Source organism: Enterococcus sp. C50 (assembly GCF_040887505.1).
In the GTDB taxonomy this organism is placed as follows: Bacteria; Bacillota; Bacilli; order Lactobacillales; family Enterococcaceae; genus Enterococcus_B; species Enterococcus_B thailandicus.
Genome location: NZ_JBFOFW010000005.1, coordinates 112,942 through 130,126, shown reverse-complemented (window position 1 = coordinate 130,126; position 17,185 = coordinate 112,942). Strand labels below are relative to the sequence as shown.

The following is a 17,185-nucleotide window of genomic DNA, read 5'->3' as shown; positions in this document are numbered from 1 at the left end:
ATTTACTTCCTACTCTTTCACAACAAGATTCTCATCTTCTTTAAGATCTTCCATACGGACAGAAACGATTTTTGAAACACCTGATTCTTGCATCGTTACGCCATACAAAACATTCGCAGCTTCCATTGTTCCTTTACGGTGGGTGACCACAATAAATTGGGTATCATTTTGGAAATTACGCAAATAGTTCCCAAAACGTGTCACGTTTGCCTCATCTAAAGCTGCTTCTACTTCATCAAGAATACAAAACGGTACCGGACGCACACGAATGATTGAAAATAGCAAAGCAATTGCCGTCAATGCGCGCTCTCCACCAGAAAGTAGACTTAGACTTTGTAGTTTTTTACCTGGAGGTTGAACTTCGATTTCAATTCCTGTTTTTAATAAATCAGTGGGATCAGTCAAGACAAGTTCTGCTCGTCCACCGCCAAACATATTCGGAAAGACCACTTTGAATTCTTTGCGGATTGCTTCAAAAACTTCTTTGAAACGAGTGCGAACTTCATCATCCATTTCATCCATTGTATCAAATAACTGATTTTTCGCAGAAAGCAAATCATCTCTTTGAGTAGATAAAAAGGTATAACGTTCATTCACTTGTTCATATTGCTCAATGGCATTCAAGTTAACCGGTCCTAGTGCTTCAATACTTCGTTTCAATGTCGCTACTTTTTCTTTGCTACCGAAAACATCTGCTGTTGGTTGATAATCGATCACAGCTTTCTCAAAAGTCATTTGATATTCTGTTTCTAAATACGTAACGTGCTGATCTAGTAGCATCTCTGCACGATCTTTTTTCACTTCAAGTTTTGATTGCTCAGTCAAGCGAACTTTGTGTTCTTGGTTTTGTTGTGCCAATACTTCTGCTAGCTGGTCAATTTCTTTTTGCGTTGTGTCACGGGTTGCTTTCACTTCCTGAAGTTCAGCTTGTAGCTGTTCACGTTGCACAGATAATTCACGAATTTTTTCGTCTAAGCTTTCTTCTGTCAACTCATGATCAGAAAAGTTTGCCGTTAACGCAGCTAGCTGTTGTTCTAAACTTGTCTGGCGTTCCATTGCCTCTGTTTTTTGGACACGTGCACCACGTAACTGGATCTGCAAGTGATTGAACTGTTCTTTTAATACGGCAAGATCCGCTTGTTCTTGCGCTTTTTGTCCTTGGATTTGCGCGCGACGAGCTTCCATTTGATCGCTTTCTTGACTTAAAGATTTGATTTCTTCGTCAATTTTCGTGCGTTGTTCTTCCAATTCTTGTTGCTTCGTTGCTAATTCTGTACGTTGTTTTTCATAAGTTTCGATAAATTGATTTAACTCACGTGTCTCAAAATTAGAAATCTGTTGTTCTTTTTCAAAACGTGTTAAATCATTTGAGATATTTTGAAGTTTATTTGCAACTTCTTGTTCTTCGAAACGCAACTGTTCCATAACACTTCGTGCAGCTTCGTATTCTTCACTAAGTGTCGTAACTTTTTCTTGTAAAGCTTGAACTTTCTTTTCTTGAACTTGTAGTTCTTGATTTGCTTGGTCAAACTCACTAGTCAATTGTTTCAATTCTTGATTTTGAGCGAATAAACTTCCTTGGTTTCCACGCTTATTGGCTCCGCCTGTCATTGAACCACCTGCGTTCATAACGTCTCCCTCTAAAGAAACCACACGATATTGATAATGAATCGTTTGTGCAATCGTATTAGCACTAGCTAGGTCTTTTGCTAAAAGGATCGTTCCCAATAAATTATTCACTACTGATTGGACTGCATCTGGGTAAGTCACTCGTTCACTTGCTACGCCTAAAAAGCCCTCGATAGTAGCTGCTTGTGCCGCAACATGAGCAGGTAATTGACGTGGTTTAATCGTTGTCAATGGCAAGAAAGTTGCACGTCCACCTTTTTGTTGTTTCAAATAAGTGATTGCTTGTCTTGCATCCACTTCATTTTCAACAATAATATGTTGTGCAGCTCCCCCTAATGCGGTTTCGATTGCTAAAGTGAAATCAGCTGGAACATCAATTAGTTCTGCGACTGCACCTACAACGCCAGATAATTGTTGCTTGTGTTGTAACACTAAACGTACACCTTGATAAAAGCCAAAATAGTTTTCTTGGATTTCTTGTAAACTCTTTTGTCGTGCACGTAATTGTTGCACCTGATTCATCAATTGATACATTTTTGGGTGTTCAGTATTCAACTGTTCTTGGAATTTCTTTCCTTCTGTCTGAATAGCTGTCACTTTTGTTTTTATTTCTTCTGATGATTGAGTCAGTTTCGTTTGTTGTTCCACTAATTCTGCTTTTTTTGCCGACAATTCTGCAACAGTTGCTTGAACTTCTGTTTGCTTTGCCAATGTTTGTTGACTCTTTGCTGTCTCTTGCTGGTACTGACGTTCTAAGTATTTCAATTCATTTCCGACAGCTGCTTGTTCTTGCATTAAATCGACATATTGATCGCGTAATTCGGCTAATAATTCTTTTGTCGACTTTTGATATTTTTCAAGTTCCTGTTGGGTTACCATCAATTGTGCTTCTGCTTGCTGGATTTCCGCTTCTTTTTTATCAACATCTTTTGTTAAACTAGCTTGTTGTTTTTCAAAGTGTTGAACTTTTTTCTGTACTTCCGCTAAAGATGCTTGATATTCTTGTGTACTTTGTTTGGTATGCTTTGAGCGTTCCAATAAAACATCTTTTTGTCCTTCTGTTTGCTTTAGGCTTTCTGACAAAGCAAGTAATTTTTGCTGATTCTTTTCAATCAAACGATCAGCTTGCGCATTTTGTTTACGCCAAGTTGCCAGAGTTGATTCACGCTCTTGGATTTGCTCGGTTACGGTCGCTAACTCTTGATTAAATTGCTTTAGTTCAGCTTCTCGTTGGGTCCACTCAGTTCTTGCCGCTTTGATTTCTGCAATCATTAGAGCAATATCTGTTTCGGTCAATTCTTCTTTTAAGCGTAAAAACTCCTTTGCTGCCTTACTTTGAGTAGCTAAAGGAGTTAGCTGTTCTTCTAATTCATAGATAATATCTTGAACTCGGCTAAGGTTATCTTCTGTTTCAAAAAGCTTTTGTTCTGCTTTTTTCTTACGTTGTTTATACTTTAAAACACCCGCTGCTTCTTCAAAGATTCCACGGCGATCTTCCGGTTTGCTACTAAAAATCGCTTCAACTTTTCCCTGTGAGATAATTGAAAAAGATTCTTTTCCTAAGCCAGAATCTAAAAACAACTCTTGGATATCTTTCAACCGACAAGATTGTTTATTGATAAAAAAATCGCTTTCTCCTGTTCGACGGTAGCGACGTGTCACACTTATTTCATTGTATTCCAATGGTAGATAATGGTCTTCATTATCTAAAATGACCGTTACTTCTGCTACGTTTAGTTGTTTACGAGAATCTGAACCTGCAAAAATAATATCTGGCATTTTTCCACCACGTAAACTTTTTGCTGATTGTTCACCTAAGACCCAACGAATGGCTTCCGTGATGTTACTTTTTCCGCTACCATTGGGACCAACAACTGCTGTGACACTGTTTTCGAAGTCAATCACTGTTTTATCAGCGAATGACTTGAATCCAGCGATTTCAATTCGTTTCAAATACACGAAAGCTTTCCCTCACTTACTCTTCCAAGGCTGCTAATGCATTTTCAGCGGCAGCTTGTTCTGCTAATTTTTTTGATTTTCCTTGGCCCGTACCAATCAATTGATCATCAACATAGACTTCAATCCAAAAAATACGTTCATGGGCTGGTCCTTCTTCTTTAATCAAGCGATATTCAATAAAAACATCCCCTGATTTTTGCAAGACTTCTTGCAATTTGGTTTTGTGATCCATCTCATGTGAAAAAGCACCTGCTTTGACTTTTGGGAAGATAACTTGCTTGATGAATGCATGCGCTACTTCGAAGCCTTGGTCCAAATATAAAGCACCTAGAAAAGCTTCAAATAGGTCACATAATAACGCAGGACGTGTTCGTCCACCAGAGTTTTCTTCACCTTTACCTAACATGACGTGTTGATCAAAATGACATTCTTTTGCGAATTTTGATAAACTGTCTTCACGAACGATTGCTGCACGCATTTTTGTTAATTTTCCTTCTGGTAAATCGGGATACAAGCGATACAAATACTGAGAAACCATTAATTCTAACACTGCATCTCCCAAAAATTCTAAACGTTCATTGTCTGATAGGTGTAGATTGCGATGCTCATTCACATAGGATGAATGGGTAAAAGCTTGTTCAAGTAAATTTAGATCGTGAAAAACGATTGTATATTTTTCTTTAAGTTCTTTTGTCAGCTGATTGTCCATTTTCCACATTCCTTTTATAGGATATTTTTCATACTTCCTTATTATACTGGTTTTTTGATAATTTTGAAATGTTTGACTAAAAAGTAAGAAAGCTTTAAGAAAAAGGCTGTCGTTCAAAACAGGCTGCTTTACTAATTGGGATTTTTTTAGAAAAGGTTGCTTAAATTTTTGAACAGCTTTGTTCTAATCTGTCACTCTTTTTTTCCTTTTAGTATCCAACAAAAAAATAAGGTCAACCAGCAAGCGGTTGACCTTATTCATTGTAAAATTATAAACGAAAATAGTTTCTGTTAAAAATTTTGATTAGCGTGAAGCATCTGTTACAGAAACTTCTGCCCAAGGATTACGTTCGTCGTATGCCCAGTTCCAGTCTTTTACGCGATCATTCACAGGTAAGACTTCATTACGGAATAATGTTGGAATTGCAAAAGCTTCTTTAAACGCATATTCTTGCCATTTTTGGTATGCTTCTTTTTGGAAATCTGCATCAAACGCATCACTTGAATTGATTGCATCAATTAATTTTGTGTTTTCTTCAGATTCGTAACGAGTGTAGTTGAATGCTGCATTTGGTCCCCATAGTCCACTTGGATTTGGATCAGTTCCTGTATTCCAAGCTGCTTGATAAACATCAATTTCAGGATCATCATTTTTTAGTTTGTCATAGAATGAGTTAAACTCAATTAGACGTCCAGTTGTGTATTCAACATTTAAACCAATTTGTTTCCATTGTTGTACATAGTAATCAGCTAATGGTTGTGCTGTTTCGCCACCTGACATTGAAGCAAATTTGATTGTGAATTCTTTGCCATCTTTGTCTTCGCGAATACCATCGCCATCAACATCTTTGAATCCTGCGTCATCTAATAATTTGTTTGCTTTATCAATATCTTGTGTATACCCTTTTAGTTTAGAATCATGGTAAGATTCGAACACTGGAGGAATCAATGACGTTGCGTTGCTTCTTAAACCAGCATAGAATTTGCTACCAACAGAGTCATTATCTAAAGCGTAACCCATTGCTTGACGTAATGATTTGTCAGCCATTTTTGAATTAGGATCGTATTCAACTGTGCTTTCTTCGTTGTTCCATTTACCTAATTTAAATCCAAGGTAAGTGTATGAAGTTTGTTCACGGCCTAAGTTTGTATAGCCTTCAATATCTTTATATGTTTCGTAAGTATCTGTTGGCATTTGGAAAATCATGTCATACAACTTAGAGTTCAATGCTTCTGTTGCACTAGCTGTTTGCACTGACTTCATTGTGATTTTTTTCAATTTTGGTTTGCCATTCCAATAGTACTCATTTGGCAAGTATTCTACTGATTCACCAGCAACAATATTACTCATGTAATAAGGACCAAAAGTTACAGGGTGTTTACGAACTTGATCACTTGATTCCATGTCTTTGATTGCTACGCCTTCAAGTGTATGTTTTGGAGCAGCATATGAGTAAACACCACCGCCGGCTTGTAACATACTTGGCTCAACTTTTTTATATTCAATTTCAACTGTTTTGTCATCTACTTTTTTGATTCCAGAAATCGTATCTGCTTTGCCATCATGATATTCTTCCATACCAATTACATTACGGAAAGTATCGTCATAACGAATACCTGTATAGTCTTTGTGACCAATGATTTCGTAAGAGAAAATTACGTCATCCGCCGTAACGTCCACTCCGTCAGACCACTTCACATTGTCTTTCAGTTTGATTGTCGCAACTTTTTTATCTTGGTCTAAGTCTAAAGTAGCTGCTCCATCATCAGTGATTTTGAAATCTGTATCATTTGAGAATAATGCTTCATGTGATGGTGCCATGAATGCCGCATCAAACGCATCTTGATAGAATTCCCATTGGAACAACCCAGCGAATTGACTATCTGTTGCAACTGCGGCTTCTAACTCACCATCTTCAATTGCATCTTTATCATTTTTTGTTGCAAGTGGGAATGATAAAGCTTGGCTATCCCCTTTATCTCCTGAAGCATTTCCAGAAGAATCAGTACCGCTGCCGCCGCCACAAGCTGCTAGTGTTACGACAGATAACAATGTTACTACTCCAAAAATCGTTTTCTTCATTCCTATATCCCCCTTATTTCGTTCTATCCTAAACGTTGACGCGCATCAGCAGAACGCTTAAATGCTTGACCAACATAGTTTATACACAACATCAAAACTAGAATTAGCATTGACGCGGGTAACCAGATCCATTGACGATTTACTAACACTTCACCACTACTTGCGTAACCAATTAAAGTTCCTAAACTTGGTACATTCGTAGGTAATCCAAATCCTAAGAAAGTCAAAGTAGTTTCAATTCCAATATTTGCTGCAAAGTTCATCGTTAAGTTGGTAATAATCAATGAACTTAAATTGGGCATAATTTCACGGAACATGATTTTAAAATCACTTGTTCCCATTGTTTTCGATGCACTGACGTAATCACGTCTTGCTTCTGATAATGTTTTACTTCTAAAGAGTCGCGCTTTCGCTACCCAGTAGAATGCACTCATGATAAAAATGAATGACCAAACATTGTATTTAGGAATAATTGAAACAAATACGATAATAATCAGCATAATTGGTAAAATCATGACGAAATCAACGATTCGCATCAATATATTATCAATCATTCCACCGTAATACCCAGAAATGATTCCTAATCCTACCCCGATGATCGAAGTAATGATCGTAATCGCAAAACCAATTAAAACAGAGTTTCTAGCACCAATCACTAATTGACCGAATACATCTCGGCCACCTTCATCTGCGCCAAGCAAGAACTTATGACCTTGAGTAGAAATCGCTCCAGGTTCAGCGTATTTATCAAAAATACTTACATACATTACTTTATCTTGATCTGTTAAAATAGCGCCAATAAAGACAAACAATAATAAAAGAACTAACAAGCCCAATGAAAACATGGCTATTTTGTCTTTTTTAAATTCACGTGCAATCATGCGCAGGCCCATTGGTGGGACACTTTCTTGCGCTACGACATCTTTCTTTTCACTCATTTGACTCATCCTCCTTTTTTGATTGATTTTTATTGGATTCTAATACGTGGATCAACAATACTCATGATAATATCTGAAAGCAAGGTCCCCACTAATGTTGCAATCCCTAAAATCAATACTAAAGAAGTAATAACAGCATAATCACGTTGGCCAATAGCATCAATAAATAACTTACCAACACCTGGATAACCAAAAATCTTCTCGATAACCACTGAACCAGCAATCAATGAAGTAATTTCGTACCCCATCTGTGACGCCATTGGTAAAGCAGCATTTCTAAAGATATGACGACTGAAGACTTTCTTAGTTGGTACACCTTTCGAACGTGCTGTTCTTACAAAGTCTAATGATTTTGAATCAATTACTTCACTTCGAAGATACTGAATCGTAACCGCCGTAGCCAAAAATGCTTGCGTGATTGATGGTAATAAAATATATTTCATTCGATCGGCAAACTGAGCAAAGAATCCGCCACTTAGTCCTAAAGTCTGTGAACCACTTGTTGGGAACCAACCTAGACGGTAACCAAAAATGAATAACATGATTAGACCGAAAATAAACAATGGTACAGCAAAGCTGAAGAAGTTATAGATAACTACGACTTTGTCTAAAATCGAATTTTGGTAACGACCTGCTAACATTCCTAACGGTACAGCAATCAAATACGTTAAAATAACTGTCAAAATAGATAAGTACAACGTATTGACGATACGCTCACCAATCAAGTCAGCAACTGAACGTTTGTATAAGAAACTTTGACCAAAATCTCCATGCAATGCGTTTCCAATCCAACGGAAATATTGTTCGTACCACGGATCATTTAGCCCAGCAGCTTGTCGCATTTGCTCAATCACAGCTGGATCTTGGTTTGGATTGATTAATCCAGTAAATGGATCACCTGGCATCGCTTTTGCCAACATGAAAATTAAAACACTAAGAATAATAACTTGAGGAATCATCAATAACACACGACGTAGGATTGTTTTCCACATTAGCTAGCACCTCCATCTTTTAACGCTACTTTATGAGTAGTTGATAATGCACGCAAATCGTACACCCGACCAGTTGAATCGTAATAATCTTTTTGACTATTGATGTATTCTTGTTCAACTCTTCGGCGATTCTCTTTATGCAATTCGCGATTCTCAACATCGATTCGAGGAATTGCAGACAGTAAACGTTTTGTATAGATGTGACGTGGGTCATTGTAGATATCTTCCCTTGTTCCGATTTCAACGAAACGACCTTTATACATGATAGCGATATTATCACACATGTGTTTAACAACACCTAAGTCATGAGAAATAAATAGATAACTAAGTCCAAATTCTTGTTGGATTCGTTTCATAAAGTTCAAAACTTGCGCTTGTACAGATAAATCAAGCGCTGAAACTGGTTCATCCGCTACAATCAATTTTGGATTTGTTGCTACGGCACGAGCAACACCTAAACGTTGACGCTGACCACCAGAAAACTCATGTGGATATTTGTATAACGCATCCTCTGGCATCCCAACAATGTCAAGTAAACTTTTTACTTTTTTCTTTTCTTCTTGATCACTTAAACGTTCAAAATTACGAATTGGTTCCGCAATAATATCTAATACCCGCTTTTTAGGGTTTAAGCTAGACATTGAATCTTGGAAAATCATTTGAACATCTTTGTTGTATTCGATTTTCTTGCGATTACTACGTTTTGTTACATCTGTTCCTTGATAAATGATTTGACCATCCGTCACTTTTTCTAGCCCAACAATCGCCTTACCCGTCGTTGATTTTCCTGAACCAGATTCTCCAACTAAACCATACGTCTTTCCTTTTTCAATAACGAAGTCGACGCCATCTACAGCATAAACATAATCATTTACTCGATTGAAAAAACCGCTGCGAATCGGATAGTGAACTTTTAAATCATTAATTGTGATTAATTCTGTCATCTACACCTCTCCTTTTTCGTCTCTAAAATGAAAATGCTTATAGCATGAGCAACGAACGAGATGGTTCGGTGCTACTTCATGAAGAATTGGGTCTTTTTCATGATCACTTTCTGGAATCCATGGAATCCGTGGAGCGAAACGACAACCCCGACGTGGCATATTTTTCAATGAAGGAACAACTCCTTCAATCACATGTAGTTCTTCTTCATGTTGTCCTTCTTGAGGAATTGAATTCAATAATGAACGTGTATATGGATGTTTTGGATTTTCAAACAATTCTTCAACTTCAGCAACCTCAACGAATTGTCCACCGTACATAACAGCTACGCGATCTGCCATTTCAGCCACAACACCTAAGTCATGGGTAATCAAAATAATTCCTGTTTTTGTTTCTTCTTGTAAGTCTTTTAATAAATCAAGAATCTGTGCTTGAATTGTCACGTCTAACGCTGTTGTTGGTTCATCAGCAATGACAATTGGCGGTTTACATGCAATCGCAATCGCAATAATTACACGTTGACGCATCCCACCAGATAATTCATGCGGATATTGACGTCCCACTCGAGTCGGATTAGGAATCCCCACTTGATCTAACAATTCAAGTGCTCTTGCTTGACGCTCTTCTGCATTCATCTTTGTATGATAAGAAAGACCTTCTTTAATTTGGTCTTCAATTCTCATTAGAGGATTCAACGCTGACAATGGGTCTTGGAAAATCATTCCAATATCATTTCCACGAATCTTGTTATAAAGTGTTTCATTCAAATCAATTAGATTTAAATCATTATATAAAATTTCTCCTGTAATCTTGGTATTGTTAGGATCCAACAGCCCCATAATAGTAGTGGCTAATGTACTTTTTCCGCAACCAGATTCTCCAACGATTGCTAAGATTTCGTTTTTATCTAAAGTAAAAGAAACGTCGTCTACTGCATCGTAAAATTCATCTTTGATACGGAAGCCTGTGTGTAGGTTCTGAACATCTAATAATTGATTATCCGACAATCGAATACCCCTCTCTGCTCCCTAGATGGAAGTTTTTCGTTAATAAAATAATACTCACACAGAATAAAATCATTTAAACCAATCCTATTCTTAACGAAGTATAATATTTTCTTAATAATTATATAGAAAACCGTTTTACTTTGCAAGCACAATTGAAATTGTTGCCTGAATTGTCTGAAAACTAAATCTACTACAACCGCTACCATTTGCATTAGATTAAAAAAGGTGCTTTTAAAATAAAAGAAAAAGACCTAAAAATCAACGAAGATTTTTAGGTCTTTTGGTTATACGTGGGTTTAACTTATTTTAGATGTTCTGAGATATAATTTACTGCGCCGCCCACCGTTTCAATTTGTTCTGCGTCTTCATCCGAAATTTCTGTTCCAAATTCGTCTTCAAGCTCCAAAACAAATTCCATGATACTAATTGAGTCAGCTTTCAAATCATCCTTGATATTCAAATCATCTGTAACTTTATCTGTATCCATTTCAAAGTGGTTTGAAATAATTTTCGCTACTTTATTAAATATTTCTTCACGAGTCAATGTTTTCACCTCCAACAATCGAGACAACTGCCTTAACCAAGGCTAATTTTACTGACATTTTTTGAAAATGTCTACCTTTTTTTCATTATCTCATATTTCACATCGTTTACATTAAATGATAATTAATCTGCAGAGCTTTCAAATTGCTCAACTAACTGTCCAACAACGTTCGTTTCTAACATTGTATGGATTTGACGAATCGTATAACGAACGGCGTCTGGTCCAGTTGCGCCATGTGTTTTGATCACAGGAGCTTTTAATCCAAATAAAACCGCACCGCCATGTTTTGAATAATCCATCTCAGATTTTAATGAACGTAACCCATCTTTTAATAATAAAGCGCCCATCTTCCCTTTGATTCCTTCATTCAAAATTGCAGATTTCAATAAATCCATCATATTTAATGCTGTTCCCTCAATTGATTTCAAAACAGCATTTCCAGTAAAACCATCTGTCACAACCACATCAGCAACACCATTCAACAATTCACGTGCTTCTACATTTCCAATGAAGTTCAAGCTTGTTTCATTTTGCAATAACTCATAAGCACGTTTCGTTAACTCACTACCTTTTGTCGCTTCTGTTCCATTATTCAATAAGGCTACGCGAGGACGTCCGATTCCACGAACTTTTCGTGCGTAAAATGAACCTAAAATCCCATATTGGAGTAAGTGTTCTGGTTTATTTTCAGCATTCGCACCTAAATCTAACATATCAAAGCCAGCATTTTCTTTTCCAATGACTGGTAAGGTTGACATCAAGCCAGGACGTTCAACATTTTTGATTCGGCCAACGATAAATAAACCAGCGGCAAGTAGCGCACCCGTATTTCCTGCTGAAAAAACCGCATCTGCTTCGCCATTTTTAACAGCTTGTGCAGCAAGAACCATTGAGGCCGTTTTTTTACGACGGATTGCTTTCACTGGCTCGTCATCACTACTAATTTTTTCATCTGTATGAATAATTGTAATATTTTTTTCATTTGTTAAATATTTTTTGATTTCTGACTCTTTCCCATACAATAAAAATTCAACTTCTGGGAAATCTTGTTGAGCTAAAGCAACACCTTCCACAATTGCTTGTGGTGCATGATCACCGCCCATTGCATCTACCGCAATTCTCATTGTCTTCACTCCTCTTTCGTTCATCATTTCAAAGTATAGCACATCCACTAATCAAAATAACGATTGTCTTGACTTTCTAATTGTAAGCTTTGGACTAATACTCGATATTCTGGCAAAATTTGCCAATTAGCCTTCTGCCAAATTTGTGTGGCTTCATCCCGAGCTACTTCTAAAATATTTCCGTCTGCTACCAAGTCTGCAATTGCAAATTGTGGTAACCCAGATTGACGGAAACCAAAAACTTCACCTGGTCCTCGTAATTCTAAATCTTTTTCACTTAAAACAAAACCATTATTCGTTTCCGTCATAATTTTCATCCGTTCCACACCCATTTCGTTTTTCGGGTTAGCAACTAAAATACAAAATGAAGCATCCCTTCCACGACCAACTCGACCACGCAACTGATGCAGCTGTGCCAAACCAAAACGATCTGCATCCATGATTAGCATAACCGTTGCATTTGGAACATTCACCCCAACCTCGATTACTGTGGTAGAAACCAAAATTTGTGTTTGATTTTCTTTAAAGTCTTCCATGATTCTTTCTTTTTCTTGATTCTTCATTTTTCCATGTAATAAACCTACTTCGTACTCTGGCGCGAATAAATCATTGAGTTTTTCATAAATTTCTACAGCATTTTTAACATCTAGTGCTTCGGATTCTTCAATCAACGGACAGATTACATACATTTGATGTCCTTTGCCTAACTCTTTTCTGGTCCACTCTAAGACACTATCTAATTGCGGCGTACGAATCCATCTAGTTTCAATCGGTATTCGCCCTGCAGGAAGTTCATCAATAATGGATACATCCATTTCACCATAAGCAGTAATAGCAAGCGTTCTCGGAATCGGTGTCGCTGTCATAAATAAAACATCTGGTCGCCATCCTTTTTCTCGTAAAACCTTTCGTTGGTTAACACCGAAACGATGTTGTTCATCCGTGATAACTAGTCCAAGGTTCTTAAATTCTACACCTTCTTGAATCAATGCATGGGTACCAATCACCACATCTATTTTGCCACTTTCCAAACGCTCTAATAGTTCACGTCTTTCTTTTGCTTTTGTTGAACCCGTTAACAGGGCAACAGAAAGCTTATCTGAAAACAATTGTACAAAACTTTCCATGTGCTGCTGGGCTAAAATTTCAGTTGGAACCATCAGCGCACCTTGGAACCCTGCTGTAACAGCTGCGTACAATGCAATTGCTGCTACCACTGTTTTTCCGCTACCAACATCCCCTTGCAAGAGACGTTGCATATGTTGAGGACTCCGTAAGTCACGACAAATTTCATTTGTTACTCGTTTTTGAGCATCAGTTAATTCAAATGGCAAACTTTGAGTGAATTCTTTGAGCTTTTGAACATCATATAAAACTTCGATTCCATTTTTTTCAGATTTTTCTGCATGTTTAAGTCCTTGCAGCTGCATTTGGAATAAGAAAAATTCTTCAAAAACAACTCGGCGCTTGGCTTGATGATTTTCTTCATGATTTTTGGGAAAGTGCATGCTTCTAACTGCCGTTTGACGATCAAGCAAACGATACTTCTCCACTAATGTATACGGAAGATTTTCCTCAACTAAGTCACCATACTCGTCGAACCCTTTTTTGATCAAATCAACCAACGTTGTTTGTCTGATTGACTTATTGACATGGTAAATTGGTGAAAAATCATCTAACGTCTGCGAGCCAAGAACTTTCATCCCGCTTAGTGCTTTTCTTTTTGAATCCCATTTACCATACACTGCAATTTCTTCAGACAAAATAATTTTATCTTTAAGATAAGGCTGGTTAAAAAAAGAAACATTAAAAACAGCATGATCTTGCATCATCCGAAACTGCAATCGACTTTTTTTGTATCCAAAGCGACTCAATACGGGTGGTGAAACAACCAATCCTTTTAACGTCACTTTTTCTTGATCTTGGATTTCTGTTAAATTTCTTTCTTGTATATCTTCATAACGAAAAGGATAGTACGTCAGCAAATCTTCAATTGTATGTATACCTAAACTAGCTAGACTCTCTGCTCTTTTTTGTCCTACACCAGCTAGCACAGTAACTGGATCCGTTAACGCTCGCATCGACTTCACTCCTTTCTTAACAAAAAAAGGACTTTGGTTTTCGATCAAAGTTAATCGAAAACCGAGGTCCTTCATACTTTCTGCACCATGAAATGATGGCTTTGTGACAAACTTTCCTATTCAGCAGAAAACAGATAAGGATAGACTGGTTGGTCTCCTTGGTGAATCTCGATTTCTAAATCAGGATATTTTTCTGTTAGCGTTGCTGCCAACTCCTCTGCCTGTGCGACTGTACCGCCTTCACCAGCAAGGATTGTCACAATTTCAGTATCTTCATTAATCATTTGTTTTAAAGTAGTTAAAGAAGTATCCACAATATCAGGATTTGAAATAACGATTTTTCCATCAATCATTCCTAAAAAGTCGCCTTCGACAATCTCTACTCCATCAATTGAAGTATTTCTGATAGCATGTGTTACTTGACCACTTATGACACTACTTAATACATCAGTCATCGTTGCTTTGTTTTCCTCTAATGAAACTTGATCGTTGAATGATAACATCGCTGTCAAGCCTTGAGAGATTGTCCGTGACGGAACAACTGCTACAGGAATTTCGGCAACTTCAGCTGCTTGATCTGCAGCCATGAAAATATTTTTGTTATTTGGTAAAACAATTACTTGATCAGCATTAACATCTTTAATTGCTTTCAAAATATCTTCTGTACTTGGATTCATTGTTTGCCCACCGCTAATCACATAGTTGGCACCTAGACTTTCAAAAAGTTCTTGGATTCCTTGGCCTGCTGCGATAGCTACCACGCCATAAGGAACACGTACTTTTTCTTCTGTAAATTCTTGAACATCTTCATCATGTTCTAAAATTGTTTCGTGTTGTAGACGCATGTTATCCACTTTTACTTTAATCAATGAACCGAATTTTTGACCATAATTCATTACTTCACCTGGATGTTCTGTATGAACGTGCACTTTGATGATTTCATCATCATTTACAACTAATAATGAATCACCAAGTCCGTCCAAGTAGTTACGGAAGCCTTCATAATCAAACTGGCTATCAACAGTTGGACCTTCGCCAATTTTAACCATGATTTCTGTACAATAACCAAAATGGATATCTTCCGTTGCCAATTGTCCTTGTACACTACGGTGATGTTCTGCATTAACCATTTCATCCATTTCTGCAGGAGATGGTTCATAGATGTCATCGACTTGGAATTCACCATTTAATGCACTCAAGAAACCTTCATATACAAATAACAAACCTTGACCGCCACTATCTACTACTCCAACTTCTTTTAATACAGGTAATAAATCAGGTGTTTTCGCTAATGCGCGTTTCCCACCTTTAACAACAGCAGTCATTACTTCGATTACGTCATCCGTAGATTTTGCTTTCTTTTCACCTGCTTTGGCTGCTTCTCTGGCAACAGTTAAAATCGTTCCTTCAACTGGTTTCATTACTGCTTTATAAGCAGTTTCGACCCCATGTGTGAAAGCTGCTGCTAAGTTTGTTGCATTCAATGTTTCTACTTCTGGGATTTGTTTTGAAAACCCACGAAATAGTTGAGACAAAATAACTCCTGAGTTTCCTCGAGCTCCCATAAGAAGTCCTTTAGAAAGCACAGCGGCTAATTCGCCAACTTTTTCAGAAGTTGAGTCGACTACGGCTTTTGCGCCACTAGTCATTGATAAGTTCATATTTGTTCCAGTATCTCCATCTGGTACTGGAAAGACATTTAATGAATTGACATATTCTGCATTTGCTTGCAGACGATTCGCACCGGCCTGAACCATTTCTTGGAACTGGCTTGCACTGATTTCTGTTACACTCACCTGGATAATCCTCCTTCAGATCGACTGCTGAGTTACTAGCAAGTCTCCTGCCTAGTCTGGCAGTACACGAACACCTTGTACAAAGACATTAACTGAATTGGCTGTTACACCTAATAATGCCTCTAAGTTGTATTTTACTTTTTCCTGAACATTACGTGAAACCTCAGAAATTTTTGTTCCATAACTAATAATTGTATATACATCAACTGCAATACCATTTTCTTCTTGACGAACAACTACTCCACGAGAATAGTTTTCTTTGCGCAAAATCTCAGTAATATTATCTTTAATTTGATTTTTGCTGGCCATACCAACAACACCAAAAACGTCCGTTGCAGCGCCACCAACAACTGTTGCAATCACATCATTGGTAATTTCAATGGTTCCAGCTGAAGTTTGAATTTTTACAGCCATGAATAAGCCTCCTTAACGGGCACAAATAGCCCATTTTTCTTCTATAATATTTTATCATAGCATAACGTGAAATAAAAGGCAGTTACTTTCAAAGTACCTTAAAACCCTCAAAATGTTTATTAGCAACCCTGTATAATTTACAATTATTATGCGGAAATGTCAATTATAACTCGATAAATATGCTTGCAAATTGCCTTCTTATATGATAAGTTAGTTTGGTATGAGCTTAATTATTCTATTGCTCCAATATCAAGGCAAAGGAGGAAATTTACATGGCTAAAGTTTGTTACTTTACAGGTCGCAAGACTTCAAGTGGAAACAACCGTTCACACGCTATGAACTCAACAAAACGTACTGTTAAACCTAACTTACAAAAAGTTCGCGTTATGATCGACGGTAAACCTAAAAAAGTTTGGGTGTCAACTCGTGCTTTGAAATCAGGAAAAGTTGAACGCGTTTAATTGAATCAGGACTGCGAACCGTTCATCGTATGAACGGTTTTTTTCTTGGATTTATGTCCAAGATTATTATTGATTCCTCAAAAAAGAAGTTGTGCTTTAAGCACAACCTCTTAAACCGTTCTTACATATATGATTCAGCTAAAAAGTAGAAAATTTATTTTTCGTCTTTTGGTTAATCGACCTGATATCATTCAGCTAAAACACATTTTTCCAAAAGAAAAAGAACTTAGAGCAATTATCCATTGAGATAGCTGTTCTAAGTTCTTTTTTATGTGCCACTTGCCTCTAATGCAAGCGAGTAATATATGTTTTTTTTACAACTAAAATATACGCTTATATACAAACGCTGTCAATAGCAAAAAGCTTGTAAAATTAACTAAAATATTGATTTGTTTATTTTTTAACAAATCGTAAATTCCTAGGTTTTTTAAACTTACCATCGTTATTTATTTCATTTTTTTATTTTTTAATGAAAATTAGGCTCATTTTTGGTGGAGAAAAACCTGA

The 17,185-nt window shown here is 37.0% G+C and carries 13 protein-coding genes; 1 reads left to right on the top strand and 12 read right to left on the bottom strand.

Going from position 1 to position 17,185, the window contains the following annotated elements; genetic code table 11:
• Window positions 1-9: 9 nt before the first annotated feature.
• From smc to AB3I20_RS08155, 12 genes are all read right to left on the bottom strand, one after another.
• Window positions 10-3,588, bottom strand: coding sequence for a chromosome segregation protein SMC (gene smc, locus AB3I20_RS08210; protein WP_368027156.1), 3,579 nt, complete (start codon window positions 3,586-3,588; stop codon window positions 10-12).
• 16 nt (window positions 3,589-3,604) lie between these two features.
• Window positions 3,605-4,297, bottom strand: coding sequence for a ribonuclease III (gene rnc, locus AB3I20_RS08205; RefSeq protein ID WP_067483701.1), 693 nt, complete (start codon window positions 4,295-4,297; stop codon window positions 3,605-3,607).
• A 303-nt stretch (window positions 4,298-4,600) separates the two neighbouring features.
• Window positions 4,601-6,379, bottom strand: coding sequence for an oligopeptide ABC transporter substrate-binding protein (locus tag AB3I20_RS08200; RefSeq protein ID WP_067483487.1), 1,779 nt, complete (start codon window positions 6,377-6,379; stop codon window positions 4,601-4,603).
• Between the two features lie 23 nt (window positions 6,380-6,402).
• Entirely contained in the window at window positions 6,403-7,317 is a 915-nt protein-coding gene (locus tag AB3I20_RS08195) for an ABC transporter permease (RefSeq protein WP_067483489.1), read from the bottom strand.
• 29 nt (window positions 7,318-7,346) lie between these two features.
• On the bottom strand, window positions 7,347-8,309 hold the full coding sequence (gene opp4B / locus AB3I20_RS08190; RefSeq protein WP_067483491.1) for an oligopeptide ABC transporter permease: 963 nt from the start codon (window positions 8,307-8,309) through the stop codon (window positions 7,347-7,349).
• On the bottom strand, window positions 8,309-9,253 hold the full coding sequence (locus AB3I20_RS08185; protein ID WP_067483493.1) for an ABC transporter ATP-binding protein: 945 nt from the start codon (window positions 9,251-9,253) through the stop codon (window positions 8,309-8,311). The genes opp4B and AB3I20_RS08185 overlap by 1 nt, the downstream gene beginning before the upstream one ends.
• A complete protein-coding gene (locus AB3I20_RS08180; protein ID WP_067483495.1) occupies window positions 9,254-10,258 on the bottom strand; it encodes an ABC transporter ATP-binding protein in 1,005 nt (334 codons plus the stop codon). It lies immediately after the preceding gene.
• A 301-nt stretch (window positions 10,259-10,559) separates the two neighbouring features.
• The gene (gene acpP, locus AB3I20_RS08175) at window positions 10,560-10,802 is read right to left on the bottom strand and encodes an acyl carrier protein (RefSeq protein WP_067483497.1); all 243 of its coding nucleotides are present in this window, start codon (window positions 10,800-10,802) and stop codon (window positions 10,560-10,562) included.
• 122 nt (window positions 10,803-10,924) lie between these two features.
• Window positions 10,925-11,926, bottom strand: a complete 1,002-nt coding sequence (gene plsX / locus AB3I20_RS08170; RefSeq protein WP_067483499.1) for a phosphate acyltransferase PlsX — start codon at window positions 11,924-11,926, stop codon at window positions 10,925-10,927.
• Between the two features lie 47 nt (window positions 11,927-11,973).
• Window positions 11,974-14,007, bottom strand: a complete 2,034-nt coding sequence (recG, locus tag AB3I20_RS08165) for an ATP-dependent DNA helicase RecG (RefSeq protein WP_349702640.1) — start codon at window positions 14,005-14,007, stop codon at window positions 11,974-11,976.
• A 116-nt stretch (window positions 14,008-14,123) separates the two neighbouring features.
• On the bottom strand, window positions 14,124-15,803 hold the full coding sequence (locus AB3I20_RS08160; RefSeq protein WP_067483503.1) for a DAK2 domain-containing protein: 1,680 nt from the start codon (window positions 15,801-15,803) through the stop codon (window positions 14,124-14,126).
• A gap of 51 nt (window positions 15,804-15,854) precedes the next feature.
• The gene (locus AB3I20_RS08155; protein WP_067483505.1) at window positions 15,855-16,217 is read right to left on the bottom strand and encodes an Asp23/Gls24 family envelope stress response protein; all 363 of its coding nucleotides are present in this window, start codon (window positions 16,215-16,217) and stop codon (window positions 15,855-15,857) included.
• Between the two features lie 272 nt (window positions 16,218-16,489).
• On the opposite strand from AB3I20_RS08155, the gene rpmB reads away from it, so the two are divergent.
• Entirely contained in the window at window positions 16,490-16,678 is a 189-nt protein-coding gene (gene rpmB / locus AB3I20_RS08150; protein ID WP_067483507.1) for a 50S ribosomal protein L28, read from the top strand.
• Window positions 16,679-17,185 lie beyond the last annotated feature (507 nt).